The organism is Ruegeria profundi (assembly GCF_001507545.1).
GTDB classification, from domain to species: Bacteria; Pseudomonadota; Alphaproteobacteria; order Rhodobacterales; family Rhodobacteraceae; genus Ruegeria; species Ruegeria profundi.
This window is the reverse complement of record NZ_LQBP01000005.1, coordinates 93,407-116,694: the sequence shown is the minus strand read 5'-3', so window position 1 is coordinate 116,694 and position 23,288 is coordinate 93,407. Positions and strand designations below refer to the sequence as shown.

At 57.5% G+C, this 23,288-nt stretch carries 25 protein-coding genes; 13 read left to right on the top strand and 12 right to left on the bottom strand.

Annotated elements, in window-relative coordinates; genetic code table 11:
- Positions 1-8 precede the first annotated feature (8 nt).
- Together AVO44_RS10905 and AVO44_RS10900 are read left to right on the top strand one after the other, a co-directional pair.
- A complete protein-coding gene (locus tag AVO44_RS10905) occupies positions 9-2,447 on the top strand; it encodes a GcvT family protein (RefSeq protein WP_068336707.1) in 2,439 nt (812 codons plus the stop codon).
- A complete protein-coding gene (locus AVO44_RS10900) occupies positions 2,447-3,790 on the top strand; it encodes an MmgE/PrpD family protein (protein WP_068336705.1) in 1,344 nt (447 codons plus the stop codon). The genes AVO44_RS10905 and AVO44_RS10900 overlap by 1 nt, the downstream gene beginning before the upstream one ends.
- Positions 3,791-3,854: 64 nt before the next feature.
- Here AVO44_RS10900 and AVO44_RS10895 read toward each other — a convergent pair whose 3' ends face one another.
- Genes AVO44_RS10895 through AVO44_RS10875 form a run of 5 tightly spaced genes read right to left on the bottom strand, consistent with a single transcriptional unit; the run spans position 3,855 to position 8,495 of the window.
- On the bottom strand, positions 3,855-5,999 hold the full coding sequence (locus AVO44_RS10895; protein ID WP_068336702.1) for a hypothetical protein: 2,145 nt from the start codon (positions 5,997-5,999) through the stop codon (positions 3,855-3,857).
- The gene (gene motA, locus AVO44_RS10890; RefSeq protein WP_068336699.1) at positions 5,996-6,865 is read right to left on the bottom strand and encodes a flagellar motor stator protein MotA; all 870 of its coding nucleotides are present in this window, start codon (positions 6,863-6,865) and stop codon (positions 5,996-5,998) included. Before motA ends, AVO44_RS10895 begins: the two co-directional genes overlap by 4 nt.
- Positions 6,866-6,903: 38 nt before the next feature.
- Positions 6,904-7,476, bottom strand: coding sequence for a MotE family protein (locus AVO44_RS10885; protein WP_068336697.1), 573 nt, complete (start codon positions 7,474-7,476; stop codon positions 6,904-6,906).
- Positions 7,473-7,988, bottom strand: coding sequence for a hypothetical protein (locus AVO44_RS10880; protein WP_068336695.1), 516 nt, complete (start codon positions 7,986-7,988; stop codon positions 7,473-7,475). The genes AVO44_RS10885 and AVO44_RS10880 overlap by 4 nt, the downstream gene beginning before the upstream one ends.
- A gap of 9 nt (positions 7,989-7,997) precedes the next feature.
- Positions 7,998-8,495, bottom strand: coding sequence for a flagellar basal body-associated FliL family protein (locus AVO44_RS10875; RefSeq protein ID WP_082677485.1), 498 nt, complete (start codon positions 8,493-8,495; stop codon positions 7,998-8,000).
- A 119-nt stretch (positions 8,496-8,614) separates the two neighbouring features.
- On the opposite strand from AVO44_RS10875, the gene fliF reads away from it, so the two are divergent.
- Genes fliF through fliP form a run of 4 tightly spaced genes read left to right on the top strand, consistent with a single transcriptional unit; the run spans position 8,615 to position 11,805 of the window.
- On the top strand, positions 8,615-10,204 hold the full coding sequence (gene fliF / locus AVO44_RS10870; RefSeq protein ID WP_068337316.1) for a flagellar basal-body MS-ring/collar protein FliF: 1,590 nt from the start codon (positions 8,615-8,617) through the stop codon (positions 10,202-10,204).
- Positions 10,204-10,800 (top strand): FliH/SctL family protein, encoded by a 597-nt coding sequence (locus AVO44_RS10865; protein WP_068336690.1) that lies wholly within the window; start codon positions 10,204-10,206, stop codon positions 10,798-10,800. The genes fliF and AVO44_RS10865 overlap by 1 nt, the downstream gene beginning before the upstream one ends.
- A complete protein-coding gene (locus AVO44_RS10860) occupies positions 10,793-11,074 on the top strand; it encodes a FliM/FliN family flagellar motor switch protein (RefSeq protein WP_068336688.1) in 282 nt (93 codons plus the stop codon). Before AVO44_RS10865 ends, AVO44_RS10860 begins: the two co-directional genes overlap by 8 nt.
- Positions 11,074-11,805, top strand: coding sequence for a flagellar type III secretion system pore protein FliP (gene fliP / locus AVO44_RS10855; protein WP_068336685.1), 732 nt, complete (start codon positions 11,074-11,076; stop codon positions 11,803-11,805). The genes AVO44_RS10860 and fliP overlap by 1 nt, the downstream gene beginning before the upstream one ends.
- 4 nt (positions 11,806-11,809) lie before the next feature.
- On the opposite strand, the gene AVO44_RS10850 is transcribed toward fliP, so the two are convergent.
- Both AVO44_RS10850 and AVO44_RS10845 read right to left on the bottom strand, forming a co-directional pair.
- On the bottom strand, positions 11,810-13,258 hold the full coding sequence (locus AVO44_RS10850) for a sensor histidine kinase (protein WP_068336684.1): 1,449 nt from the start codon (positions 13,256-13,258) through the stop codon (positions 11,810-11,812).
- Positions 13,255-13,995, bottom strand: a complete 741-nt coding sequence (locus tag AVO44_RS10845) for a response regulator transcription factor (RefSeq protein WP_068336683.1) — start codon at positions 13,993-13,995, stop codon at positions 13,255-13,257. Before AVO44_RS10845 ends, AVO44_RS10850 begins: the two co-directional genes overlap by 4 nt.
- A 219-nt stretch (positions 13,996-14,214) precedes the next feature.
- On the opposite strand from AVO44_RS10845, the gene AVO44_RS10840 reads away from it, so the two are divergent.
- The 4 genes from AVO44_RS10840 to AVO44_RS10825 are packed head-to-tail and all read left to right on the top strand — an operon-like array spanning position 14,215 to position 18,382.
- Positions 14,215-15,459, top strand: coding sequence for an ABC transporter substrate-binding protein (locus AVO44_RS10840; RefSeq protein WP_068336682.1), 1,245 nt, complete (start codon positions 14,215-14,217; stop codon positions 15,457-15,459).
- 57 nt (positions 15,460-15,516) lie between these two features.
- A complete protein-coding gene (locus AVO44_RS10835; protein ID WP_068336681.1) occupies positions 15,517-16,389 on the top strand; it encodes a carbohydrate ABC transporter permease in 873 nt (290 codons plus the stop codon).
- Entirely contained in the window at positions 16,382-17,281 is a 900-nt protein-coding gene (locus tag AVO44_RS10830) for a carbohydrate ABC transporter permease (protein WP_068336680.1), read from the top strand. The genes AVO44_RS10835 and AVO44_RS10830 overlap by 8 nt, the downstream gene beginning before the upstream one ends.
- Positions 17,282-17,284: 3 nt before the next feature.
- Positions 17,285-18,382: an ABC transporter ATP-binding protein gene (locus AVO44_RS10825; protein WP_068336677.1), complete on the top strand. Its 1,098-nt coding sequence runs from the start codon at positions 17,285-17,287 to the stop codon at positions 18,380-18,382.
- A 56-nt stretch (positions 18,383-18,438) separates the two neighbouring features.
- On the opposite strand, the gene AVO44_RS10820 is transcribed toward AVO44_RS10825, so the two are convergent.
- On the bottom strand, positions 18,439-19,047 hold the full coding sequence (locus AVO44_RS10820) for an MlaC/ttg2D family ABC transporter substrate-binding protein (protein ID WP_068336674.1): 609 nt from the start codon (positions 19,045-19,047) through the stop codon (positions 18,439-18,441).
- The gene (locus AVO44_RS10815) at positions 19,037-19,765 is read right to left on the bottom strand and encodes an MlaA family lipoprotein (RefSeq protein ID WP_099045661.1); all 729 of its coding nucleotides are present in this window, start codon (positions 19,763-19,765) and stop codon (positions 19,037-19,039) included. The genes AVO44_RS10820 and AVO44_RS10815 overlap by 11 nt, the downstream gene beginning before the upstream one ends.
- A 379-nt stretch (positions 19,766-20,144) precedes the next feature.
- On the opposite strand from AVO44_RS10815, the gene AVO44_RS10810 reads away from it, so the two are divergent.
- From AVO44_RS10810 to AVO44_RS10800, 3 genes are all read left to right on the top strand, one after another.
- Complete coding sequence (locus AVO44_RS10810; protein ID WP_068336673.1) at positions 20,145-20,600, top strand: RidA family protein; 456 nt, start codon at positions 20,145-20,147, stop codon at positions 20,598-20,600.
- A gap of 284 nt (positions 20,601-20,884) precedes the next feature.
- Complete coding sequence (locus tag AVO44_RS10805; protein WP_068336671.1) at positions 20,885-22,072, top strand: GNAT family N-acetyltransferase; 1,188 nt, start codon at positions 20,885-20,887, stop codon at positions 22,070-22,072.
- On the top strand, positions 22,069-22,362 hold the full coding sequence (locus AVO44_RS10800; RefSeq protein ID WP_068336668.1) for a 4a-hydroxytetrahydrobiopterin dehydratase: 294 nt from the start codon (positions 22,069-22,071) through the stop codon (positions 22,360-22,362). Before AVO44_RS10805 ends, AVO44_RS10800 begins: the two co-directional genes overlap by 4 nt.
- Here AVO44_RS10800 and AVO44_RS10795 read toward each other — a convergent pair.
- The 3 genes from AVO44_RS10795 to AVO44_RS10785 are packed head-to-tail and all read right to left on the bottom strand — an operon-like array spanning position 22,359 to position 23,284.
- Positions 22,359-22,664 carry a hypothetical protein gene (locus tag AVO44_RS10795; protein ID WP_068336667.1) on the bottom strand — a complete coding sequence of 102 codons (306 nt, stop codon included), beginning with the start codon at positions 22,662-22,664 and terminating at the stop codon, positions 22,359-22,361. The genes AVO44_RS10800 and AVO44_RS10795 overlap by 4 nt on opposite strands.
- Positions 22,665-22,679: 15 nt before the next feature.
- On the bottom strand, positions 22,680-23,027 hold the full coding sequence (locus tag AVO44_RS10790; protein WP_233421969.1) for an EF-hand domain-containing protein: 348 nt from the start codon (positions 23,025-23,027) through the stop codon (positions 22,680-22,682).
- A gap of 11 nt (positions 23,028-23,038) precedes the next feature.
- Positions 23,039-23,284: a glycine zipper 2TM domain-containing protein gene (locus tag AVO44_RS10785; protein WP_068336660.1), complete on the bottom strand. Its 246-nt coding sequence runs from the start codon at positions 23,282-23,284 to the stop codon at positions 23,039-23,041.
- Positions 23,285-23,288 lie beyond the last annotated feature (4 nt).

Genomic DNA, 23,288 nt, shown 5'->3' with positions numbered 1-23,288 from the left:
AAAGCCCCATGAAAACCCACGCACAGGCCGTTGTGATTGGTGGAGGGCTGGTCGGATGCTCGATCCTTTACCATCTGGCCAAGCTCGGCTGGACCGATGTGGTCTTGCTGGAGCGTGATGAGCTGACCTCGGGGTCGACCTGGCACGCGGCGGCGAATATCCACGGGCTGCACGACAATAACAACATCACCCGCATCCAGCACTACACAATGAACCTGTACAAGGAGTTGGAAAAGGAAACCGGGCAAGGCTGCGGCGTTTTCCAACCCGGCTCACTGTACTTGGCCCAGACAGAGGATCGCGAGCACCAACTGCGCCTGCAAGAAGCCAAGGCGCGGTTTTATGGCCTGAATTTCCACGAGATAAGCCGTGAGCAAGCGAAAGAGCTGCACCCGCTGGCACAGTTCGATGACATCCGATGCATCATGTACGAACCCGATGGCGGCAACGTGGATCCCTCAGGCGTGACAATGGCCTACGCTGCCGGTGCGCGTGCGCTCGGGGCAACGATTGAGCGGTTTTGCCCTGTAATAGGGACGGAACAGCAGCCTGATGGCTCGTGGATCGTACGTACTGAGAAAGGCGATATCCATGCGCAATGGGTAGTGAATGCCGGAGGCCTTTGGGGGCGTGAGGTTGCAGCGCTAGCCGGGATCGAGCTGCCGTTGCAACCGACCGAACACCAGTATTTCGTGACCGAGGCAATTGACGAGGTTGCGTCTCTGGGCCGTCGCTTGCCCTCAATCGCTGACCGTGACGGCGAATACTACTTCCGTCAGGAAGGCAACGGGTTGCTGATCGGCGCCTATGAGAAGGACATGAAATTCTGGGCAGAAAACGGTACCCCGCTGGACTTTGCCCATGATCTGTTTCCTGACGATCTGGACCGGATCATGGAGAATGTGATCCGCGCCACTGAGCGGGTTCCGGTTGCGGCAACCGCAGGGGTAAAACGGGTAATCAATGGCCCGATGATCTGGTCACCCGACAGCAATGCGATTTGGGGACCGGTGCCCGAGTTGCGGAACTACTTCTGTTGCACAGGTATCATCCCCGGCTTCTCGCAGTCCGGCGGCCTAGGCTTGCTGTCGGCACAATGGATGATTGAGGGTGAGCCGCAATACGATATGTTTGCCTGGGATCTGGCCCGATTTGGGGACTGGGCCGATAAGGCGTTCACCAAGGCCCGTGTCGAAGACGCGTATACGCACCGTTTCGCTATTCACTTCCCGAACGAAGAACGCAGCGCCGGCCGCCCTGCCCGCGTTCGCCCGGCCTATGAAATGCAAAAAGAAATGGGCTGCGTGTTTGGACTGAATTGCGGCTGGGAACATCCGCTGTGGTTCGCAGATCAGCCCGGCACGACCGAGACCAACGGCTTCACCCGCCAAAACTGGTGGAAGCCTGTGGGTCGTGAGGTGCAGATGCTGCGCGATCATGTTGGCGTCATAGATATTTCGAATTTCGCCAACTACGTGATCAAAGGCCCCGGTGCACATGACTGGCTGGATCGTTTGGTCGCAAATCGGGTGCCAACCGAAATCGGACGCTCATGTCTGACGCCCCTGATCTCGGTTCGCGGCGGTGTGGCTGGCGATTTTACCATCACCAAGGTCGCTAAAGACGAATACATGATGATCGGCTCGGGCATGGCCGAACGCTATCATCAGCGGTTTTTCAATATGGTCGACCTACCAAGCGACACCACGTTCGAAGTTGCCACTGACCGTATCGCTGGCGTCAACGTCGCCGGACCCAAGTCGCGCGATCTTTTGCAGCGCTTGACCAATGCGGACCTGTCGAATGAAGGGTTCCGTTTCATGCGATCTCGGGTGATCGATGTTGCCGGAGTCACCTGCCTCGCCATCCGTGTTAGCTTTACAGGTGATTTGGGGTGGGAGTTGCATTGCGCCGAGAGTGATCAAATCAGGCTCTATTCCGCGCTTATTGATGCAGCTAAAGACCTAGGCGGAGGTCCTGTGGGTGGTCGCGCACTGGGATCCTTGCGCATCGAAAAAGGCTATGGCTCATGGGGGCGTGAGTATTCTCAGGAATACTGGCCGCAGGAGGTTGGGCTAGCGGGCCTGATCAAGCTGGATAAGGACTTCCTGAACAAGCAGGCCTACCTCGCCATCAAGGATAACCCCGCCCGTGAAATCCTGTCGATTTTCGAGGTCGAGACGGTTGAGGCTGACGCGACCGGAGGGGAGCCGATCTTTACCCCCGATGGCACCCCCGTCGGTCGCGTGACGTCGGGCGCATATGGGTATTCGGTAGGTAAATCTCTGGCCATTGGATATGCTGACCCCAAAGTGGCGGGTCCGGGCGATACAGTCGAAGTCTTTATTCTGGGCAAACCGCACAAGGCGAAAATCCTCGCGGAACCGCCATTCGATCCCAAGGGGCTTAAGCTACGTAACATTCAGCCGGTGGCCGAGACAATCTGATGGCCGGGGTCTTCTCAAGCGTTGCAGATTTTGCCCTGAACCGTAGCGCGGATGAGATGCCCGACAGCGCCAAAAAGGCGGCGGCGCTGATGATGCTGGATACGATGGGCATCCTGATCGCATCCGGCCCGATGGAGGCCGGGGTGATCGCGCGCGATGCGGCCGCGCTGCTTTATGCCAGTTCAGACGCGCGTTTTAGCGCGCGCATGGCCTTTGATGGCCGCTCGGTCAGCATGGCCGGGGCGGCTTTTGCAGGGGCGACACAGATCGACAATTTGGACGGCCATGACGGCTATCAACCCACCAAGGGGCATATTGGCGTGGTGGTTCTGCCAGCGCTGATTGCACTGGCCGAGCATTGCCCGGATCTGACAGGCCCCGACGCGCTGGCGACCGTGATAACCGGGTACGAAATCGCCGGGCGCGCCGGGCTGTCGTTGCACGCATCGGTGAGCGACTATCATACGTCAGGTGCGTGGAATGCGTTGGGCGTGGTCGCAATGGCCGCTCGGCTACGGGGCCATACGCCGAACAAACTGCGTCAGGCGATGGGTATTGCCGAATATCACGGTCCCCGCAGCCAGATGATGCGCGAGATCGCCAACCCAACGATGCTGCATGACGGGTCGGGATGGGGGGCGATGGTCGGTCTTTCCGCCGCGATCCTGGCCGAACGCGGATTTACCGGGGCACCCGCTATTACAATCGAGGCAGAGTCAGCAGCAACTCATTGGGCTGATCTGGGCCAGTTCTGGCAGGTCGAGCATCAATATGTGAAACCGTACCCGATTTGTCGTTGGGCCCATGCATCAATAGATGCAGTGCGTTTGGTGATGCGGGACAACAACCTGACAAACACGCAGATTCGATCTGTTCAAATCAATACATTCCATCAGGCGGCATGTTTGTATGCCGGGATGCCCGCAACAACGTCTCAAGCGCAATACTCGCTGCCTTTCGCGGTCGCCGCGCAAGCCATCCATGGCCGGATCGGCGTAGAGCATATTTCGGGCTCTGGCTTGTCGGATCCGGCGATTGCCGAGTTTATTCCCCGTATCCATGTGACCGAAACGGACCGCCACAACACCCGTTTCCCCGTGGGCCGCTGGGCCGATGTCACGATCGAAACCACGGACGGTCAGGTTCTAAAATCCGAAGACGTCCACGCGCGAGGCGGCCCTGAGGCACCGATGCAGCGGGATGAGGTGATCGACAAATACCTGGAGTTTGCGGTGCCGGTCATTGGCCTAGCGCGCGCAGAGGCGATCCGGGATGTTGTTTTGGGTTGGGTCGCGCCGGGCTCGCGATTCTCTGATCTGTCACCATTGATCTTTGAGCCCTGACGCACGGATTTGTCTTTTCCCTATATGTCGATTAACCGCTGGATTAGGGGATGCACAGCCAGACTCAGTTCTCAACCAGCGTTCCCAAAAGGTCAGCAATCATTTGACGGGTCTCCGCGCTGTCTCTCAGCAAGTTTTCCGCATCAGCCAATGGAGTGTCCGGCAAGCGACCCACTTCGGCGGTTAAGCCCAGCGTCGACTTGATGACCAGATCGAACTTTTCGCTCTGCGCCAACTCCGCCTCGTCTGTCTGATCGGCCAGCCAGTAGAACCGGCTTGCATCATCCGTACGGCCCGCACCACGCATCAAGGCCCCCGCGGCGGCAAATTCACCGGCGGCCTGTAAAGCTTCGGCTCGCAAATCTATCGCCTCCTCTGTGTGGTCCTCTTCCAGCTCAAGCAATGCCTGATGCGGGCGTTGGTCCAAAAGCGCTGCTCTGGCGCGCACGCGGGCTAGCTCGTCTGTTCTGAGCCTATCCTGAGGCCGATTTGCCAAAGCCCGCGCCTGTCTTGAAAATCCAAGTTCGGTCAGCCGGTTCGCAACAGCAATGGCTGTATCAGTTGTAAGCTGGTCGGCTTGCTTTTGCGGCAAAGCCAGAATACGGCGCGAAAAGGTGGCATCTTCTGCCCGCTCCGTAAGAATAAGCACCACGCGGTTTAATGCGTCCGCGGTATCCTCGTCCTCGGGAAGCTCGGCCAATGCATCCAATGCGGCATCGAACTCTTGCCCCAGGCTAAGCGCGACTGCGTGCGTCCGTTGCATCATTTCGCCAATGTCAGCATGGCGAAATTCAACCGTGTAGGAGTCCGCCAATTCCAGTTCTTTGGGCGAGATCGCGCCACGTTCACGCCAACGTTTGTCCACCAATCGCGCCAACGCTATGGGTGCCTCGAACGTGGCGTCCGAGGCTTCGATGGCTTCGGTCAACAACGCTTCGGTCTTTGGGGCATCCCCTTCAGCGGATGCGACACTTGCCTTGGCGTGCGCAAGGCTCGCATTCGTCTGAGTGTTGACGCGATCAACCGAGCGCAATACGCGCCGCGCAGCCTCCAGTTTCTTTCCATCTACCAGAATATCGGAAAGTGCCGGACCAACATGGCGCCGCAAGTGATCAGGCAATCGGACAAAGCTTTGTTCGATCGCTGTCAGATTGGCGTCTTCTTGCAGGTGCCCTTCGGTCAGTGCCGCCCAAAGGGCTGCATCACTGTCGCATCGCTGAAGCCCGGCGAACGGGTTGTTTTCGGTCAAAGGCCCGTTATCCAGAACACGCCCAATGGCGGCGACACGATCAGTTTCTAGTGATTGGTCAGCCAGTAAATTCAGGGCCGTCATCGCTTCGGCGCCAAAGCCGGAATAGGCATAAAGCTTTGCCAGTTCCATCGCCTTATGCGTATCAACGGTGTCGAACTCCTGATACAATTCGGACCTAAGATATGCGGCCTGTACGGCGAATGGTCTGCCATCTGACCAATCTTCAAACGCCAGTTCGTCGCTGGACACACAGTCGCGACGTTTCTTCAACTCGGGGATATCCGGCCCAAGAAGACCTTCAAGATCGTCCAGGATAGACGTAACCTGAATGTTCATCTCCAAATCAGATGGTAAAAACACCTCTTGCTTGCTGGTCGAGGCCCTTGGTCCAACCGCCGCAATGTTCAGATCGATAATGTCCCGATCCGCGCCTTGCAATAGACGGGTCGAAAGCTGGTCCTCAAACCCGTTTGCGTTCTGGTTCAACAGCGGTAAAGCCAACGTGTCCAAGGCCTGCTCCGATCCAGGTGCAGGTTCATGTTTCCGGTTTTCGGGCAAAACCGGCAGGGGCACATCGCTGATCAGCGAAGGCGGCAAGCTGCCGGGAGCGATATCAATCACGATCATTGTATTCTTGAACAGATAGGCCAACGCGACACAATCGCAACCGAACTCCAATTCAAGGGCCGCGCCGGGCTTTGCCTGAGACATGGCGGTCAGCCGGTCTTGCGTCAGGCGCCGAAAAACCGAGCTGGTGTCATACGTTGCATCCTTGAGAGCGACATGCAGCCGTGCGCCGTTTTTCGTGTGTTTCAGAACCCAGCCGGTGTCTTGCGGCACGTGGACAACAAGTCGGGTGAAACCTTCATGCTCGCCCGAGCGTACCGTCAAGTCTTTCGCTGCAGCCCCCGAGGCCGCCGCGATCATTGCAGCAGTAATTAATGCGAACCGGTTCATGCTGCCGCCTGCTTGAGTTGTTTCAATGCCTCTTCCAACTCGGTAAAGCCGGGACGGTTATGAGTGGGCGTGTTCTGACGCCCAACCTCGATACACATGGCGGCGTTATGGTTGTGCATATTTGCGACCAAAACTTCTTTGATCAGTTGGTAGAAATGATTGTCCTCTTCAACAACCGCCTTCAACTTACCCGCAAACGGACCAACCAGACCGTAAGCTAAGAACACGCCCAGAAAGGTCCCCACCAGCGCGCCCCCGATCAGCTTGCCCAAGACCTCTGGCGGCTGGTCGATCGAACTCATCGTTTTAATCACACCCAGAACCGCCGCAACGATACCCAAGGCGGGCAAACCATCCGCAACCGTCTGCAAGGCGTGACTAGGGTGCATTGCGCGGTGGAAATTCGCCTCCATCCGTTTGTCCAAAACCTCTTCCACCTGGTGCGGATCGTCGTAATTCATCGAAGCCGAGCGCATCGTGTCACAAATCAGGTCAACAGCTTCTTTGTCGGCTTTTATTTTCGGATAGGCCGAAAACAGCGACGAGTTCTCAGGGTCTTCTATGTGGTGCTCAACCTCCACCGGGTTCGCCTTGGCAATTCGGATCAGCGAGAACAGCAGGCACAGCAAGTCACGGTAGTCCTCGGGCTTCCATTTCGGTCCCCGGAAGACTTTTCTCATATCCCTGACCGTGTGCTTTACGGCACTCGAGTCATTACTGATCATAAAGGCACCGACGGCTGCGCCGCCGATAATCATCATTTCAAACGGTAGCGACTTCATAATGATGGTCATCGTGCCGCCCGCCGCCAGATAGCCGCCGAACACCATTGCGAAAATGATGACAATTCCGATAACTCCGATCATGGGTGATCTCCGTCAAGTTCCTGTGCGGGGTTCAAATGTTATTCCTGAGGCGCAGCCGCATTTCGCCCCGCCATAATGACGCTTATCGTGTAGGCGGCTTCAGGCCTCAGCCCGGCCAACACGCCGGCTGCCGCGTCCGGGGGCATGCGCGACAGGAACCCGGCAGCAAAGTCTGGGTCCATTGTTTCGAACAAGGCAGCGGCATCTTTGGGTTTCATGCTTTGATACACATCCGTCAGGCGCGTCAGATCCGTTTCGGCGGCGGTTTCTGCAAGGGCGAGCGTCGCGCGCAGGGATTCTTCGGCTTCTTGCAAGGCAGCCAGCCTTTTCTCGATCGCCTCAGACGCGATATCCAACGCTTTCTGCTTATCCAGGGCCGCCGCTTCGCGCTGTTTCAACGCCTCCTCTCGACGCAATAGCTCGGTGAGTAAAACTTGCGCTCCGGGCATATCCACCCGCTCTTGTTTGGTGGATGGGGCAGAAGGTTCGGTCGTTTTTGCGAATGCTGGTCCTGCCTCCAACCCAAGCCGAATGGCGGCAGACCCAATCATGAGCAACGAAATCACAGCAAGCACACCACCCCGTGCGCGCTCGTTTTGCTGGCGGGTCATGTTGATGCCTCGCCCTGCAACCGGTTGTGCCGGAAGAACATCAAACCATCGGACCGTTTGGCCTCGGGCGATTCGGGGGCGTTTGTTTCCGCGAAGTCTGCGACCTCTTCCCCAGTTTCGTCCACTTCCACCGTATTATGTTCCACCGCATCTTCGATTTCTGCCTCGACCTCTTCTGTTTTTTCAGCGGTCGGTGATACGGTCGGCGTCGGGGGCTCATCCTCTGGTGGGATGACGTCATGCATGGACGCCATCATCAGTTCCAGTCGCTGGGCAACCGATTCCGCGCGCTGTGTCAGGTCTTTCAATACCGCGCCTGACCGGTCCGAGGCATCACGTGCTGCGTCCAATGACTTTTTCAACTCATCTGCCTGGGTCGACAGTACGGCGACCGCGCCGCCCACACCTTTTTCCAGATCAGTAAAGCGCCTGAGCCGCCGGGACAGCACGAAACAGTAAAGACCCGCACCAAGTGCGCCAGCGACCAGCAAAATATCTGCAATCAGCTCCAATTTCGCCTCCTAGTTCAAAACGAATTCCATGACGAGAACGTCGCGTACGCGGCCTTCTCCAACAACGATTTCAATGCGCCGCAGCAGGTGCCCCCGGATACGCATGAGGGCCAGCGAATCCTCTAAATCCGACATCTCAACAGCGCGCAGGTATCCGTTCAGGACATCCATGATGCGAGGTTTCATCATTTCGACATCGTCTATGTAGTCGCTGTTCACCTCTAGCTGAGCGTGAAATTTCAGATGCCGCGAATCACCTGCTTTTACCGAGACGACCACTGGCGGAAGGTCGATAAAGTCCACGTTCGGTAACACCTTCAAAGGCTCAGTCTCATTTAGCCCACTGGCGTTTTCCATCACGTGCTTGCCGCCGAATGGCAACATCCCGGACGTGGTCACAAAGTACCCACCGCCAGCCCCGGCCACAGCAAGAAGCAACCCGATAATCATTCCTTTTTTCCCGCTTTTTACGGGTGTCTCTGCCTGTTCTGCAGTCGCGTCAGTCATGACGTCCTCATTTGTCGGTTCCGGAATCGTCATAACCCGGCAGGAACTAACCGATTGTTAAGGGCAATCGTCCAAACAGGGGACGCGCCGGGCAGAATGTCGGCGAGTCGGAGGTGAGCGTGCAGCAGATCGGAACTGTCTGGGCAAGTTTGGACAGGCGTAGACAAATTATCGTTGCCGGCGCAGTTGTGCTGGTTTTTCTTGGGGTCCTTGCGATGTCGCGGTTGGTGACAGCGCCATCGATGACCCTTTTATATGCCGGGCTGGAAAGCGGTGCGGCAGGAGACATTGTCCGTTCGCTGGATCAGCGCGGGGTTTCCTATGAAATTCGGGGCGGCTCGATTTATGTGCCCGGATCACAGCGGGACGAGCTTCGCCTGACTCTGGCCAGCGAAGGCCTGCCCGCAAATGGCAATCAAGGCTATGAACTGCTGGATACGCTCAGCGGCTTCGGCACGACGTCGCAGATGTTCGATGCCGCCTATTGGCGCGCCAAAGAAGGTGAACTGGCCCGCACCATCGTTGGCAGCCCTCATATCAGTCAGGCGCGCGTGCATATTGCCAACGGGTCGGCCAACCCGTTTCAGCGAAACGTGGCCCCGACAGCGTCGGTTTATCTGGTACCTTCGGGGTCGCAGGTCACGTCGGACCAGGCCAAGGCCATCCGGTTTCTGGTGGCGTCGGCTGTAAGTGGTTTGGCGCCCGAGAAGGTTACGGTAATCGATTCGAACGGGACGGTTATTGGGGCACAGGAAACAACGGTTGCGGCGGATACAGCCGATGACAAGGCGCGCCAGTTGCGCGAAAGGGTCATGCGGCTGGTTGAGGCTCGCGTCGGGACCGGAAATGCAGTGGTCGAAGTCAGTGTCGATACGGTGACCAAAACAGAGTCCATCCGCGAACGCCGCTTTGATCCAAATAGCCGCGTCGCCATCAGCACCGACATCGAAGAACGCTCGGACAGCGCCCGTAACCAATCTGCGGATGTGACCGTGGCCTCGAATCTACCGGACGGCGATGGGGCTGGTGGCGACGAATCAAACTCCACGGCCACGCAAACGCGTGAGCGGGTGAATTATGAGGTCTCGGAGACAGAACTTGAGGTTCACAACGCTCCCGGTGCTATCAAGCGTCTGACGGTTGCGGTTCTGGTCAATGGCACGCAAGCGGTAGATGCCGCTGGGGTTGAGACCTTTGAACCAATGCCCGAAGCAGAGTTGCAGGCGCTAAGGGAACTTGTCGCATCGGCCGTCGGTTACGACGCCGAGCGTGGGGATGTCATCACCCTCAAATCACTTGATCTGCCTGCGGTCGAACCGCAAGGGACGCTGGCGTCTTCGTCGATCTGGCAGAAAGTCCATTTTGATGCGATGTCTCTGATTCAAATGGCTGTACTTGCGATTGTTGCTGTCGTCCTCGGTTTGTTCGTGATCCGACCGATCCTGACAAACCCTGTGACCGCCCCCGCGTTGTTAACCACTGATTCGATCCCCGAACCCGATGATTTTCTGACCGGTGAGATTGCGCTCGACGAAAGTGGGCCATTCCAATCGCTACCTGTTCACGTGTCCGACGGCGACATCCCTGCACTGGGCGCTCAGATTGGCGAAGACCCGGTCGACCGTTTGCGGGAGATGATCGGCGACAAGCAGGAAGAAACCGTAGAGATCCTTCGCAGCTGGCTCGAAGAAAGTGAGGAGCGTGTGTGATGTCGATTGCCCATCTTCTTGAAGACTTCAAACTGCAGCCCGACGACAGCAAGTTGCACCTTCTGGACGAGGACGCGCTGGAGGAACAACGATTAGCCGCCTTCGAGCAAGGCTATAGCGCGGGTTGGGAAGACGCTGTTCAGGCACAGGAGCAAAGCCGGGGGCGGGTTTCAGACGAATTGGCACGTTCGCTGGAGGACATGTCCTTCACCTATCAGGAAGCCACAACCCGAATGTCCCTGTCACTGGAACCGATGTTCCAGAGCTTGGTGGATGTTGTCCTTCCCGAGACACTAAACCGTGGCTTCGCCGCCCGTTTGGTCGAACAGCTATGCGAAATGGCGCAGGAACAGATCAATCAACCAATGCAGATTTTTGTACCTGAAGGCCGCGTAGCTGAAGTGGAAGCGTTGTTGCCGCAAGATTTGTCATCATCCACCCGCGTGCGCGAGCACGCAGCGCTGGAACCCGGTCGGGCCCGCTTGCAGGTCGGCACATCACAACGCGAGTTGGATTGCAGCAGCCTGCTCACTTCGATCGCCGCGGCATTCGACGCGTATGTTTTTGAGGCAAAAAAGGCTTTAGCAAATGAGTGACCTCCACAAACCAGAAAAAATCAACCCGTTTGAGGCCGTCCCGATTGAGGTCACGGTCTCGGTCGGGCGCGCGCGCCCGTTGATCCGCGATCTGCTGAACATGGGTGAGAACGCTGTGCTGAAACTAGACAAACGGATTGATGATCCGGTTGAGCTTTATGTCGGTGACCAATTGGTTGCTCGGGGCCTTCTTGAGGAGTTGGAGGGCGATCAGGCCGGGCAGCTTGCCGTGCGTTTGACCGAGATCGCGGATTTGCAGAACGGGATCGGTTGATGCGGGTATTGCTCTGGCTGGTCATCGCGCTGGCAACCCTGTCCCCATCCTTGGCTGCGGCGCAGGAGGTCCCTCTCTCGCTGGGTGAGGGGGGCTCAATTTCGGCGCGATCGATCCAGCTGATCCTGCTGATCACTATCCTGAGCCTTGCGCCCGGGTTGGCGATCATGATCACCTGTTTTCCGTTTCTGATCACCGTATTGTCTATACTACGGCAGGGTATTGGGTTGCAGCAATCGCCGCCCAACATGCTGATCGTAAGCCTTGCAATGTTCCTGACCTACTTCGTCATGGAACCTGTTTTTTCCGAAGCGTGGACCACCGGCATCGAACCCTTGGTCGAAGAAACCATGGACGTTGAACCGGCCTTGCAACTTGCGATTCAACCGTTTCGTGCATTCATGGCCGCCCGGCTGGACCCGGATACGTTTCATGCCATGGCCGCCCTTCGGCCCGGCGGCGACACCCTTTCCCTGACGCCCGAAGCTCCACTGTCTATACTGATGCCGTCCTTCATGCTGTCCGAGATAGCCCGCGCTTTTCAGATTGGCTTTCTGATTTTCCTGCCGTTTCTGATCATTGACCTCGTCGTCGCTGCTGTACTGATGTCGATGGGGATGATGATGGTGCCACCTGCGACCGTTTCGCTGCCGTTTAAACTGGCTTTCTTCGTCATCGCCGATGGCTGGTCGCTTATCGCCGGGGCATTGGTGCGCAGCTATGTGACGTGACGCGTTATTGGCGGGTAATCTGCAACTGTGCGCGCAGGCCATGATCCCCGGCCTCAAAACTCAGGGTGCCGCCATGCTGCTCGGCCACGGTGGCGGCGATTGTAAGACCCAAACCAAAACCGTCTGATGACCCGATATTGGCACCGCGCCGAAACGGGGCCATCAGCGCCTCGATATCCGAGACTGAGAGATCCGTGCCCTTATCCTCAACCGTGATGGTCGCCATACGCGCGTCGGTTTCCAGTTCAACCTCGGCATGGCGACCGTATTTTAGCGCGTTGTCGATCAAATTGGTCAAAGCCCGCCTCAGGGAGATCGGCCGCCCGACGACCAGCATTCTTCGTGTCTCGGGCAGTGACCCATGACCGCGCCGGGACATAAAGACTGAAGGCGCGCCCTCGATCGCGACCGGCGCAATTTTCTTCAGTGTTACCGGCAGATCCATGTCCTGGTAATCCGCGACAAGGGACTCGACCAACGCGGTCAGGGAAATCTGGCGGGGCTCTTCAACATTGAGCTCAGAGCGGGTGTAGGTCAGAACGCTTTCGATCATTCCGGTCATCTGATCCACGTCGGCCTCAAGCTTTTCGCGCAATTCGTTATCCGGGATCAAGGCGGCGCGCAGACGAACACGCGTTGCCGGCGTTCCCAGATCGTGACTGACGCCGGACAAAACGGTGGCGCGTTTTTCCAGTTGCATGCGTTCAGCATCCAAATGGTTATTCACGGCCGAAACGATCTCACGCAACTCAAGCGGACCATCCGCATCATAGCTGCTGGGTCCTCCCCGACGCTTACGGTCGCGCAGTGCGCCCGAGAACCGGGCAAAACTGTCTGAGACGCTGCCAACCGAAGACATTATGACCGATAATGCGACAATCGCAGCCAGAATCGCGGGCAGGCGCAGGTCAGCAGGAGCCGCCTTGCAGCCCCAGATATCAGTCCCATCCACGCGATGCCAATCATTGTATCCAAACTGCGCGATCAGGATGGGCTCGCTGCAATAGGTCGCCAACAGACGGGTGAGGTTGCCCATCTTTTCAGGTCCGATCTGATCAATCCGCGACAGAATATCCGAGACCGGGTAGATAAGCCTGTCAGACATCACAGCCAGCGTCAGCTCGCGTCCGGTCAGGGGGGTGGTGGTGTCGGTCAGAATCGACAGGTTGGTGACAAAGCTGCGGTCCGACATGCCTGGTAGCTGTTCGAACTGTCCCGCATCGGCCAATCGCGCGGCCTCTGGCGGCAAGGGGTTGATCCTAATCCCCGGCGTTGGGCTTTTTTCGGTCCGCAGCTCTTCGTAAACTGAAAAACCTGCAACATAAGCGCGAGTCAGGAAATCATCCCACGCGTTCGCCGAATAGAACCAGAGGCTCGCAGACAGCAGCCCCGAAGCAAAAGCCGCTCCGCTCCAGATCCAGCCCAGACTGCGAAGGCGCGGCGCCCATGTCATTCGTCGTCTTCCACCGCTGACACCTCGGCTGCAAAGATATAACCGACCCCGCGCTCGGTTCGCAGCATTTGCGGCTCTTTCGGGTTGGCCTCTATCTTCGAGCGCAGCCGGCCGACAAGCATATCAATCGCGCGCCCCTGTGCCTCGGGCTTGTCGGTGCTGCCGGTTACATCCAGCGCGGCGGCAATTTCGATCCGGGTCAACGGAATATGAGGGTTGGCCAGCAAAACCTTGAGCAGCGCGGTCTCACGCTGCGACAGGGATACAAGGTACCCTTCAGGCGAATGCACCTCATCGCGTTTGCCATCATAGGTCCAGTTGTTGAACCGAAAGCTGTGCGTGCGGCGGCGATACGCCAACGAAGGCGTCCGCCGTGCGCGTTGCATCACGGCACGGACACGAGCCAGCAAAAGCTGTGGGTTGAAAGGTTTCGCAATATAGTCATCCGCACCAACCGCATACCCCGCCATGCGCTGATGATCGGCCGACAGGGCCGAGACCAGAATGATCGGCACATCCTGTTCGGCGCGCAGCCGGGCGCAGATTTCGACCCCGTTTTCGTCCCCCAGCATCACGTCCAGCAGGATAAGGTCGATCCGCCCTGACGTCAGATGAGTGCGAATTTCCGTTTCCGAACTGGCTGGCAAGGCAATGAATCCGTTCTGATGCAGGAACTGCGTCATCATCGACCGCATCTCGGGGTCGTCATCCACCACCAAAAGTCGCGGAATACTCACGCGGTTTTTCCTCCCGAATTCTGCTCCTCAGGTCTCATTCATTGTAACGAACGGAAACAGATTCAATGTCAACGTAACACGCTGTAACAAAAGCGGTGGATTTTTGGGCCAAGGCGCGCTTTAGCGCCGGATTACGCGTTGCCAGACGGCAATCTGACCGCAGTATGGCCCGCATCGCTGCTTTTGCAGTTACAGAGTTCTCGAGGGAGAAGACAGAAAATGAAAAGTATCGCATTGGCCACTGCATCGACGCTGGCTGTCATGGCCGGATCGTCGGTACTGGCGGGGCCACAAGCCGAAGTTCTGCATTGGTGGACCTCGGGCGGTGAAGCCAAATCCGTGGCGGTTTTGCAGGAAGAGTTTGCCTCGAACGGTGGCACCTGGACTGACATGCCGGTTGCTGGCGGCGGCGGGGATGCTGCCATGACCGCCCTTCGTGCGCGTGTTCTGTCCGGCAACGCACCGACCGCCGTTCAGTTGAAAGGCCCCGCGATCCAGGAATGGTACGAAGAGGGCGTTCTGGCCGATATCTCTTCGGTTGCCGAAGCGGAAGGCTGGGCCGAGGTATTACCGGCGTCGATCGCGGGCCACATGATGTGTGAAGGCGCATGGTGCGCAGCACCGGTCAACGTCCACCGTGTCGACTGGATCTGGGCCAACGCAGACGTTCTGGCAGCCAACGGCATTGAAATGCCAACCACATGGGATGAATTCAACGCCGCCGCAGAAAAACTGCAAGCCGCCGGTGTGATCCCGCTGGCCCATGGCGGTCAGGCGTGGCAGGATGCGACCGTTTTCGAAACCGTGGTTCTTGGTATTGGCGGGCCGGAGTTCTTCCAGAAAGCATTGGTTGATCTGGACACCGATGCGCTGACCTCGGACACCATGGTGCAGGTGTTTGACCAGATGCGCACCCTGCGTGGCTATGTGGACGAAAACTTCTCGGGCCGTGATTGGAACCTTGCCACCGCCATGGTGATGAATGGCGAAGCGGCATTTCAAATCATGGGCGACTGGGCCAAGGGTGAATTCCTGGCAGCAGGCAAGAAACCCGGTGAAGATTTCCTGTGCGCCTCGACCCCCGGCGACGGCTATCTCTATAACGTCGACAGCTTTGCCATGTTCGACGTGGACGGCGATGACAAGAAAGCCGGTCAGGACCTCTTGGCCAAGCTGATCGTCGCGCCGAACTTCCAGAAGGTGTTCAACCTGAACAAAGGCTCGATCCCTGCACGGACCGACGTGGCGCTGGATGATTTCGACATCTGCGCCAACCTGTCGGCCGAAGATATGGGCGCGACTTCGGACGCGGGCTCGCTGCTGCCGTCTTATGCTCATGGCATGGCGCTGCGCGGTGCGCAGTCCGGTGCGATTACGGATGTTGTGACCGCACATTTCAACTCGGATATGTCCTCGGCTGACGCGGTTCAGCAATTGGCGGACGCGGTAGCAAACAGCTACTGATCCAATACGCTCTGCCCCCTATACTGAGGGGCAGAGCATCTTTCCCCGGAGGCTGAAATGTCTGAATGGCTGGAAAACCACCTGCCAAAGGTGGTGCTGGCACCGTCGTTCATCGCCGTATTGATCTTTGTCTATGGATTTATCGGATGGACCGCATGGGTGTCGCTGACCCGATCAAAACTATTGCCGAAATACGAGATCAAGGGCTTCATGCAATATGAACGCCTGTTTGACTCGCCCCGCTGGGATACGGCGATCAACAACCTGTATATCTTTGGCGCGCTGTTCATCGCGATCGCGATGGTGCTGGGTCTGCTGCTGGCTATCCTGCTGGATCAGAAGATTCGCGTCGAAGGGGCGATCCGCACGATCTACCTGTACCCTATGGCGCTGTCGATGATCGTTACAGGCACCGCGTGGAAATGGATTTTAAACCCGGGCCTGGGCATCGAGTCCATGGTGCAGGGCTGGGGCTTTCCGAATTTCGAATTCGATTGGCTGGTGAACCCGGATTACGCCATCTACACCATCGTAATGGCCGCGATCTGGCAAAGCTCTGGCTTCGTCATGGCGCTGTTCCTGGCGGGTCTGCGGTCGGTGGATGGTGAGATCATCAAGGCCGCGCAGGTCGATGGTATCCCCACATGGCGCATCTACACGGCGATTATCATCCCGTCGATGGCCCCGATTTTCCTGTCCGCCTTCATCGTGCTGGCGCACCTTGCGATCAAAAGCTTTGACCTTGTCATCGCCCTGACGGGGGGCGGTCCGGGTTACGCGACCGATCTGCCGGCGACTTACATGTACGCGATGGCGTTTTCGCGCGGTGATATCGGTCAGGCGGCTTCGTCCGCGATGATCATGATGCTGGTCGTCTTTGCCATCGTGGTTCCCTATCTTTACTCAGAGCTGAGGGCGAAAAATGACTGATCTGTCGATGCCCCAAACCCAAACCCGCAGCCAAAGCGCCACTGGCAAGATTGCGCTGCGCTGGTTGCTGTACATCCTACTCGGCCTGTTCGCGTTGTATTACCTGATGCCGCTGTTCGTGATGCTGACGACATCGCTGAAAAGCCTCGAGGAAATTCGCACGGGATCCCTGATTTCACTGCCGCGAGAGGTCAGCTTTGACGCCTGGAAAACCGCGTGGTCCGGTGCCTGTACCGGTATCCAGTGCGAAGGTCTGCGGCCTTACTTCTGGAACTCGGTCCTGATCGCGGTGCCCGCTGTGGCCATCTCGACCCTGCTGGGTGCGCTGAACGGCTATGTCGTGGCGCAATGGCGGTTCAAAGGGGCCAATATCATCTTCTCGCTGATGCTGTTTGGCTGCTTCATCCCGTTCCAGGTGGTTCTGCTGCCGATGGCGCGCCTGCTGGGCATGATGGGCATCGCAGGCACCATTCCGGGCCTGATCTTTGTTCACGTGATCTACGGGCTGGGCTTCACCACGCTGTTCTTCCGCAACTACTATGTCACCATCCCGGCCGAACTGACCAAGGCCGCCCGTGTCGATGGGGCTGGTTTCCTGCGAATTTTCTGGTCGATCTTCCTGCCGCTGTCGCTGCCCATCGTCGTAGTGACAGTGATCTGGCAGTTCACACAGATCTGGAACGATTTCCTTTTCGGCGTGTCGTTCAGCCAAGCAGGAACACAGCCCGTGACTGTGGCGCTGAACAACATCGTAAACTCCACCACCGGCGTCAAAGAGTACAACGTCGACATGGCCGCCGCGATTATCGCGGGGCTGCCGACGCTGCTCGTCTATGTTGTTGCCGGTAAGTATTTCATCCGCGGCCTGACCGCTGGTTCCGTGAAGGGATAAATCATGGCCCCGATCCTAGATATCAACAATCTGTTCAAGAATTACGGCGCAACCGAGATTCTGAAGGACATCAACATTTCGATCGAGCCGGGCGATTTCCTGGTTCTGGTTGGCCCTTCGGGTTGCGGCAAGTCCACCCTATTGAATTGTATCGCGGGGTTAGAGCCGATTTCGGGCGGCACCTTGTCCATTGGCGGTAAGGACATGACGCATGTCAGCCCCAAGGACCGCGATATTGCCATGGTGTTCCAGTCATACGCTTTGTATCCGACGATGACGGTGGCCAAGAACATCACCTTCGGCATGAAAGTACGCGGGGTCGATCAGGCCACACAGGACGCCAAGTTGAAAGAGGTCGCATCGCTTCTGCAAATCGAGCCGTTGCTGAACCGCCGCCCCAGCCAGTTGTCGGGTGGTCAGCGTCAGCGCGTGGCGATGGGCCGGGCGCTGGTGCGCGATCCAAAGCTGTTCCTGTTTGACGAGCCTCTGTCCAACCTCGACGCTAAACTGCGGGTCGAGATGCGGACCGAGATCAAGAAACTGCACCAGACGCTGGATGCCTCGATCGTTTACGTCACGCACGACCAGATCGAGGCGATGACCCTGGCCACCAAGATCGTGGTGCTGAAGGGCGGCGTTGTGCAGCAGATCGGCACCCCGGCCGAGATTTACAACAATCCGGCCAATCTGTTCGTGGCCGATTTCATGGGCTCTCCCGCGATGAACCTGATTCCGGCGCAGGCGACCAAGAACGGGTCGGGCACCGAGATCGCCATCGCGCGTGAAACGGGTGACACACTGGTGCTGAAAGATACCCGGGACCTATCGTTACCCAAGGACGTTATCCTTGGTTTGCGCCCTGAGGACATTGCCGAGGCCGGGTTCCGTGCAGGGGCTGGCGTGCAAGAGGCCGCGTGTTTGGTCGATATGGTCGAACCGGCGGGCGCGGACACCTATGTGGTCTCAGAGTTGGGCGGCAAGCAAGTCACCGCGCGCCTGCACGCGGAAACCAGTGCACAGGCGGGTGAGATGCTGAACCTCGCCTTTGACATGAGCAAGGTGTCATACTTTGCGAAAGAGACCGGCGAACGCCTGAATTAAACCAAAAGCGCCGCGCGAAGCTAATCGCGCGGCGCAATTGCACGGTGTAAACTGGATCAGCTGATCTGATTGCGCTTCATATCGTTGATCAGGCGATTTAGATCTCCGCCCCTGGCATCCAGCATGGCACCAACTTCGGTGCGTTCGGTCAAAAGCATGTTCACCCCTTCGATGAACATGTTGAAAAACTTGTCCCGCCCCGATTTGTCCGACACCAGAAACGTCACTTCGAACGGCGATGAGCCCTGCAATTTGACCGAAGTGCGCACCTCGTACCCGGCCTTGATCTTGCGGGCATTGCGAACGGTGACCTGACCCCCAATGAATTCACGGAAACGGCGGCCATACTTATTCGAGATATAGCCCTGAAACGCATCGGTGAATTGCCGGATCTGCGACGGACTGGCCGAGCGGCCATCGGCCCCCAGCACATAGCGCGCCATGATCGGCACATCGGCATATTGAACGAATATCTTTTCGAAATCGCGGATCATGGCCTTTTCGGATTTACCCGAGGCGATCACGCGGTTGATGTCATCCACGACACTCACAACCAGTGCCTTTGCGCTGGCTTCGGTCTGCGCAAATGCGGGAAGTGCGGTCATCACCGCACCGGCCATGCAGGTGGCGACAAAGCCGCGTCTGTTCAGATGGTTACTCGGCATAGGGGTCCTCGTAGGGGTCTAGGTAGGGGTCCCTGACAGGGTCGGTCCCGGTTTCGGCATAAGGGTCGTCGTAAAGACCCAGATAGGTTTCTTCATCATCCCGCGCCAGTTCAAAGCGGCGATTTTGGATGAAAATCGTCTGCGCCTGCGCATAGCTGTCGGCACTTTCATACAGAATCGAGTCGACCGTATCCGAGAACCTGCCCCGATCGCCCATACGCCGCACAACCTCGGCATATACGCCGATATTGTCGACCGGTCGCACTGGTGAAAAGTTGATCGGGTTCGAGAACAGGTTGAACACAACACCGATCGCATCGCGCTGGGTAGACGGGCCATAGAACGGCAGTTCAACATAAGCGCCCTCGCCGACACCCCAAACATGCAGCGTTTCGCCGAAATCAGTGTCAACGGGCGGCAGGTTCAGTTCGGCGGCAGGATCGGACAGGCCCGCGCCGCCCACGGTGGTATTGACCAAGAAACGCAACAGCGCATTACCAGACTGTTTGATGTTGCCCTGCAACAGATAGTCCAGCGCCTGACCTGGCATCGTCAGGTTCTCAGCAAAATGACTGAAGCTGGTCACCATTGGATCGGGTACGATCGTGACATACCCTTTCGAAGCTGGCCGGAACAGGAACCTGTCGACACCCAGATTAAACTGGTGAATGCCCCGGTTCGTTTTTTCGTAGGGGTCGAACACTTCGTTGGGGGGCATACCCTCAGGAGGGCGCGTGGCGCAGGCGCCAAGCACTGTCAACAGGGACAGGACGATCAGGTGCTTGCAGCGGGGTTTGCTCAACACGGTCTTTGCCACTCCTAACCGTTCGGATATTATTTTCCCGAACGTTAAACCAATATTCCTTTTGGCCACGTTACGCGGCCTGATCTGATATCTTTTAGACGTTTCACGACCAGCACGAAACAGCTAGCGTTTAACCCGCTTGATGGGGGCAGGTAAAGCGACACGCGTTCAAGTGTTCGGGATAAGAACAGTTACGCCTACATGTAGGGCGCGTCTATTCCTGTTTTCGCACTTTTCGATCAGAGCCGTGCCGGATAGCTTCGCCCCGAATCAAAGATTGGGAGAAACCGTCATGAGCATCGCAGCAAAACTGGAAAACCTGGGCGTCACTCTGCCCGACGCACCTGCACCGGCGGCGAATTACGTGCCATTTGTGCGGGTTGGCAACATCGTCTACGTCTCGGGCCAGATTTCCAAGGATGACGATCTGATCACCGGCAAGCTGGGTGATGACATGGGTGTCGAGGCCGGCGCGGCAGCAGCGAAGGTCTGCGCCATCAACCTTCTGGCACAGGTCAAGGCCGCCTGCGGTGGAGACATCGACAAACTGGTCCGTGTGATCAAACTGACGGGTTTCGTGAACTCGACCGCGGACTTCACCGCTCAGCCGCAGGTGATCAACGGCGCATCTGACTTCCTTGTCGAAGCATTGGGTGAGGCTGGCCGCCACTCACGCTCGGCTGTCAGTGCAGCCGCGCTGCCGCTGGGTGTGGCCGTCGAAATCGAAGGTATTTTCGAGATTCAATGACTCCGCCCCTGCCGCCCGGAGAACAGCCGGGCGGCCATTCGTGCTGCTGTTCAGGTCGGATACGGACTCAAGATTCATCTGCAACTGACAGCAGAAAGTTCGGGGGGCGGTTGTTAGCGGTTACGAATGGGCAGGCCGGTCCGATAAACGACAGTGCGTTCACCCGAACAAAAGACACACGCTTGCACCGTTGCCGATAATGTGACCTTCGAAGGTTATTTGCCCTGTGCCCGGGTTGAACCTTCCCCCTGCCAGCACAGATAAAGACGAGACGCGGAGGGCAGATGGATCAGGCACAAATCGAAGTTCAGGTTCTCGGAACGCTTTCGCAGATTTCTGCGGCGGACTGGGATGCCTGCGCCTGCCCCGAAGCTGCGGATGGCGGTCGGCCGCTTGATCCGTTCACCACCCATCGGTTCCTGTCTGCGCTGGAAGACAGCGGGTCTGTTGGGCCGGGTACGGGCTGGCAGCCGCAATATCTGGTGACCTACCAAGACGGTATGCTGATTGCTGCTGCACCCATGTATGCCAAGTCGCACAGTCAGGGTGAATATATTTTCGACCACAATTGGGCCCATGCTTACGAAAATGCGGGCGGGCGGTATTATCCCAAATTACAGATTGCAGTGCCTTTCACCCCTGCCACCGGGCGACGCTTTCTGGTGCGGCCGGGGTATGAGGCGTTGGGAATGTCGGCGCTGGTGCAGGGCGCGGTGCAATTGGCGGCTGACAATCGGGTTTCATCCGTACACGCGACCTTCTGCACCGAGGAAGAGGCACTGGCAGGCAAGCAGATGGGTTTGATGCTGCGCGAGTCGCAGCAGTTTCACTGGCTCAATGACGGCTACAAGGATTTCGATGGGTTCCTGTCCGCTCTATCCTCGCGCAAGCGCAAGAACATCCGCAAAGAACGCGCCCAGGCCTGCGATTTTGGCGGAGATATTCGCACGCTTACGGGGGATGACCTGCGCCCCGAACATTGGGATGCCTTTTGGCGGTTTTACCAGGATACTGGCGCACGAAAATGGGGCTCGCCATACCTGACGCGGCAATTCTTTGATATTGCGCAGGAAACCATGGCGAACGACATGGCGTTGGTGCTGGCTGAACGGGATGGCTATCCCATTGCCGGGGCGCTGAATTTCATCGGACGCGAAACACTGTTTGGCCGCTATTGGGGCTGCGTCGAACACCATGCCTGCCTGCATTTCGAATTGTGTTACTATCGAGCCATAGACTTCGCCATCGCACAGGGCCTGGCCCGCGTTGAGGCAGGCGCACAGGGCGAACACAAGCTGGCACGCGGCTACTTGCCGACGCGCACGCACAGCTTGCATTGGGTCGCCGATCCCGGTTTTGCGGATGCGATCAAGAAATATCTGGACGCCGAGACCCACGCGGTGGGACAAGAGATTGAGATTCTGACGGAATACGGCCCGTTCAGGAAATCGAACCCGGAGGAACAGCAATGACCGAACTATTGTCACCCGAGACCCGCGGACCGCTTTTGGATCCGCTGTTCAACAATGGCTGGACCATGGTCGAAGGCCGGGATGCGATCACAAAAACCTTTATTTTCGAAGATTTCGTACACGCATTTGGCTGGATGACCCAAGTTGCCATCTTTGCCGAGAAATGGAACCACCATCCAGAATGGAGCAACGTCTACCGAACGGTAGAGGTGACGCTGGCTACGCATGACGTAGGTGGGATATCTGCGCTGGACGCCAAGCTGGCGCGAAAAATGGACAGTCTCTGCTAGCGGTTGCCCGAACCGACACCACCCGCAAGCGATGCAGCGGTACCCATCTGCGCAAACTCTGCCGGGGTCACACTGCCGCTGCTAACATCGATGTTTCGTGGAATGCCGGTTGTTCGGTTGCCGATCTGCCGGACACTGCGCGCAGCCGGGTTAATATCCAGGCATTTATTGTCATAGCAGGTCAAACCCGAAGTGTTGATCTGAATGCGCGTTTGCCCGTCCGGTCCGTTCACAACCGGAGCTTGAGGCACATCGCAGGCCGCCAGCAGTGCAAGTGATCCAAAACCGATCCATTTTTTCATCGCACACTCCGGTTGTTAGTCTAGCTGACCATTACCATCCTGATCCGCGGCATCAAAATCGGCGCTCATTTGCGCATCATATTCAGCCTTTGAAATAAGATTATTGTTGTCACGGTCAACGTTCTGGAACAGTTTTATGTCCAGAAACGGTTCGGCCTCGTCTCGTCCCAGCGTACCGTTCTTATCCTCGTCCATTTCCTGAAAGGCATAGTCCGAAAATGCGTTGAACTCATCGCGCGAGAGGAATCCGTCGTTATTCGCGTCAATGGTCTTGAGTTCGTTTTCATGCAATCCGCCGACGGTTTCAGCCGAAACCGCACCTGCCAACAGAACAACTGCAGCAATCACTAGTCCACGTGTCATCTCAGCTCTCCTCAGCATGCGAATCTGTTGCCTTGTACGGCACCGGCGGCTGCGCCTGTTGCCGTCAGGATCGATTGTCCGGACCCGCCGCCGAACTGGTTGCCTATTGCTCCGCCGATGAGCGCTCCGCCCAACGATCCGCTGAGGCAGGCGATTTCGTGTTGCCGCGCGGCTTGTTGTTGTGGGGTGGGTGCCGGGCCACAGGCAGCTAAAGCGCCCGCAGTTCCAAGAATTAGGGTGAAAATCTTTAGTTTCATTGAT

What these genes read in the sequence shown, in the direction of transcription:
- fliP (WP_068336685.1), top strand. Translation starts at nt 11,074, where the DNA reads ATGCGGGTATTGCTCTGGCTGGTCATCGCGCTGGCAACCCTGTCCCCA.
- AVO44_RS10850 (WP_068336684.1), bottom strand. Translation starts at nt 13,258, where the DNA reads ATGACATGGGCGCCGCGCCTTCGCAGTCTGGGCTGGATCTGGAGCGGA.
- AVO44_RS10860 (WP_068336688.1), top strand. Translation starts at nt 10,793, where the DNA reads ATGAGTGACCTCCACAAACCAGAAAAAATCAACCCGTTTGAGGCCGTC.
- AVO44_RS10865 (WP_068336690.1), top strand. Translation starts at nt 10,204, where the DNA reads ATGTCGATTGCCCATCTTCTTGAAGACTTCAAACTGCAGCCCGACGAC.
- AVO44_RS10835 (WP_068336681.1), top strand. Translation starts at nt 15,517, where the DNA reads ATGTCTGAATGGCTGGAAAACCACCTGCCAAAGGTGGTGCTGGCACCG.
- AVO44_RS10875 (WP_082677485.1), bottom strand. Translation starts at nt 8,495, where the DNA reads ATGACTGACGCGACTGCAGAACAGGCAGAGACACCCGTAAAAAGCGGG.
- AVO44_RS10830 (WP_068336680.1), top strand. Translation starts at nt 16,382, where the DNA reads ATGACTGATCTGTCGATGCCCCAAACCCAAACCCGCAGCCAAAGCGCC.
- AVO44_RS10900 (WP_068336705.1), top strand. Translation starts at nt 2,447, where the DNA reads ATGGCCGGGGTCTTCTCAAGCGTTGCAGATTTTGCCCTGAACCGTAGC.
- AVO44_RS10800 (WP_068336668.1), top strand. Translation starts at nt 22,069, where the DNA reads ATGACCGAACTATTGTCACCCGAGACCCGCGGACCGCTTTTGGATCCG.
- AVO44_RS10840 (WP_068336682.1), top strand. Translation starts at nt 14,215, where the DNA reads ATGAAAAGTATCGCATTGGCCACTGCATCGACGCTGGCTGTCATGGCC.
- AVO44_RS10885 (WP_068336697.1), bottom strand. Translation starts at nt 7,476, where the DNA reads ATGACCCGCCAGCAAAACGAGCGCGCACGGGGTGGTGTGCTTGCTGTG.
- AVO44_RS10825 (WP_068336677.1), top strand. Translation starts at nt 17,285, where the DNA reads ATGGCCCCGATCCTAGATATCAACAATCTGTTCAAGAATTACGGCGCA.
- AVO44_RS10805 (WP_068336671.1), top strand. Translation starts at nt 20,885, where the DNA reads ATGGATCAGGCACAAATCGAAGTTCAGGTTCTCGGAACGCTTTCGCAG.
- AVO44_RS10905 (WP_068336707.1), top strand. Translation starts at nt 9, where the DNA reads ATGAAAACCCACGCACAGGCCGTTGTGATTGGTGGAGGGCTGGTCGGA.
- AVO44_RS10785 (WP_068336660.1), bottom strand. Translation starts at nt 23,284, where the DNA reads ATGAAACTAAAGATTTTCACCCTAATTCTTGGAACTGCGGGCGCTTTA.
- AVO44_RS10790 (WP_233421969.1), bottom strand. Translation starts at nt 23,027, where the DNA reads ATGACACGTGGACTAGTGATTGCTGCAGTTGTTCTGTTGGCAGGTGCG.
- AVO44_RS10815 (WP_099045661.1), bottom strand. Translation starts at nt 19,765, where the DNA reads ATGCCCCCCAACGAAGTGTTCGACCCCTACGAAAAAACGAACCGGGGC.
- AVO44_RS10820 (WP_068336674.1), bottom strand. Translation starts at nt 19,047, where the DNA reads ATGCCGAGTAACCATCTGAACAGACGCGGCTTTGTCGCCACCTGCATG.
- motA (WP_068336699.1), bottom strand. Translation starts at nt 6,865, where the DNA reads ATGATCGGAGTTATCGGAATTGTCATCATTTTCGCAATGGTGTTCGGC.
- AVO44_RS10895 (WP_068336702.1), bottom strand. Translation starts at nt 5,999, where the DNA reads ATGAACCGGTTCGCATTAATTACTGCTGCAATGATCGCGGCGGCCTCG.
- AVO44_RS10795 (WP_068336667.1), bottom strand. Translation starts at nt 22,664, where the DNA reads ATGAAAAAATGGATCGGTTTTGGATCACTTGCACTGCTGGCGGCCTGC.
- AVO44_RS10810 (WP_068336673.1), top strand. Translation starts at nt 20,145, where the DNA reads ATGAGCATCGCAGCAAAACTGGAAAACCTGGGCGTCACTCTGCCCGAC.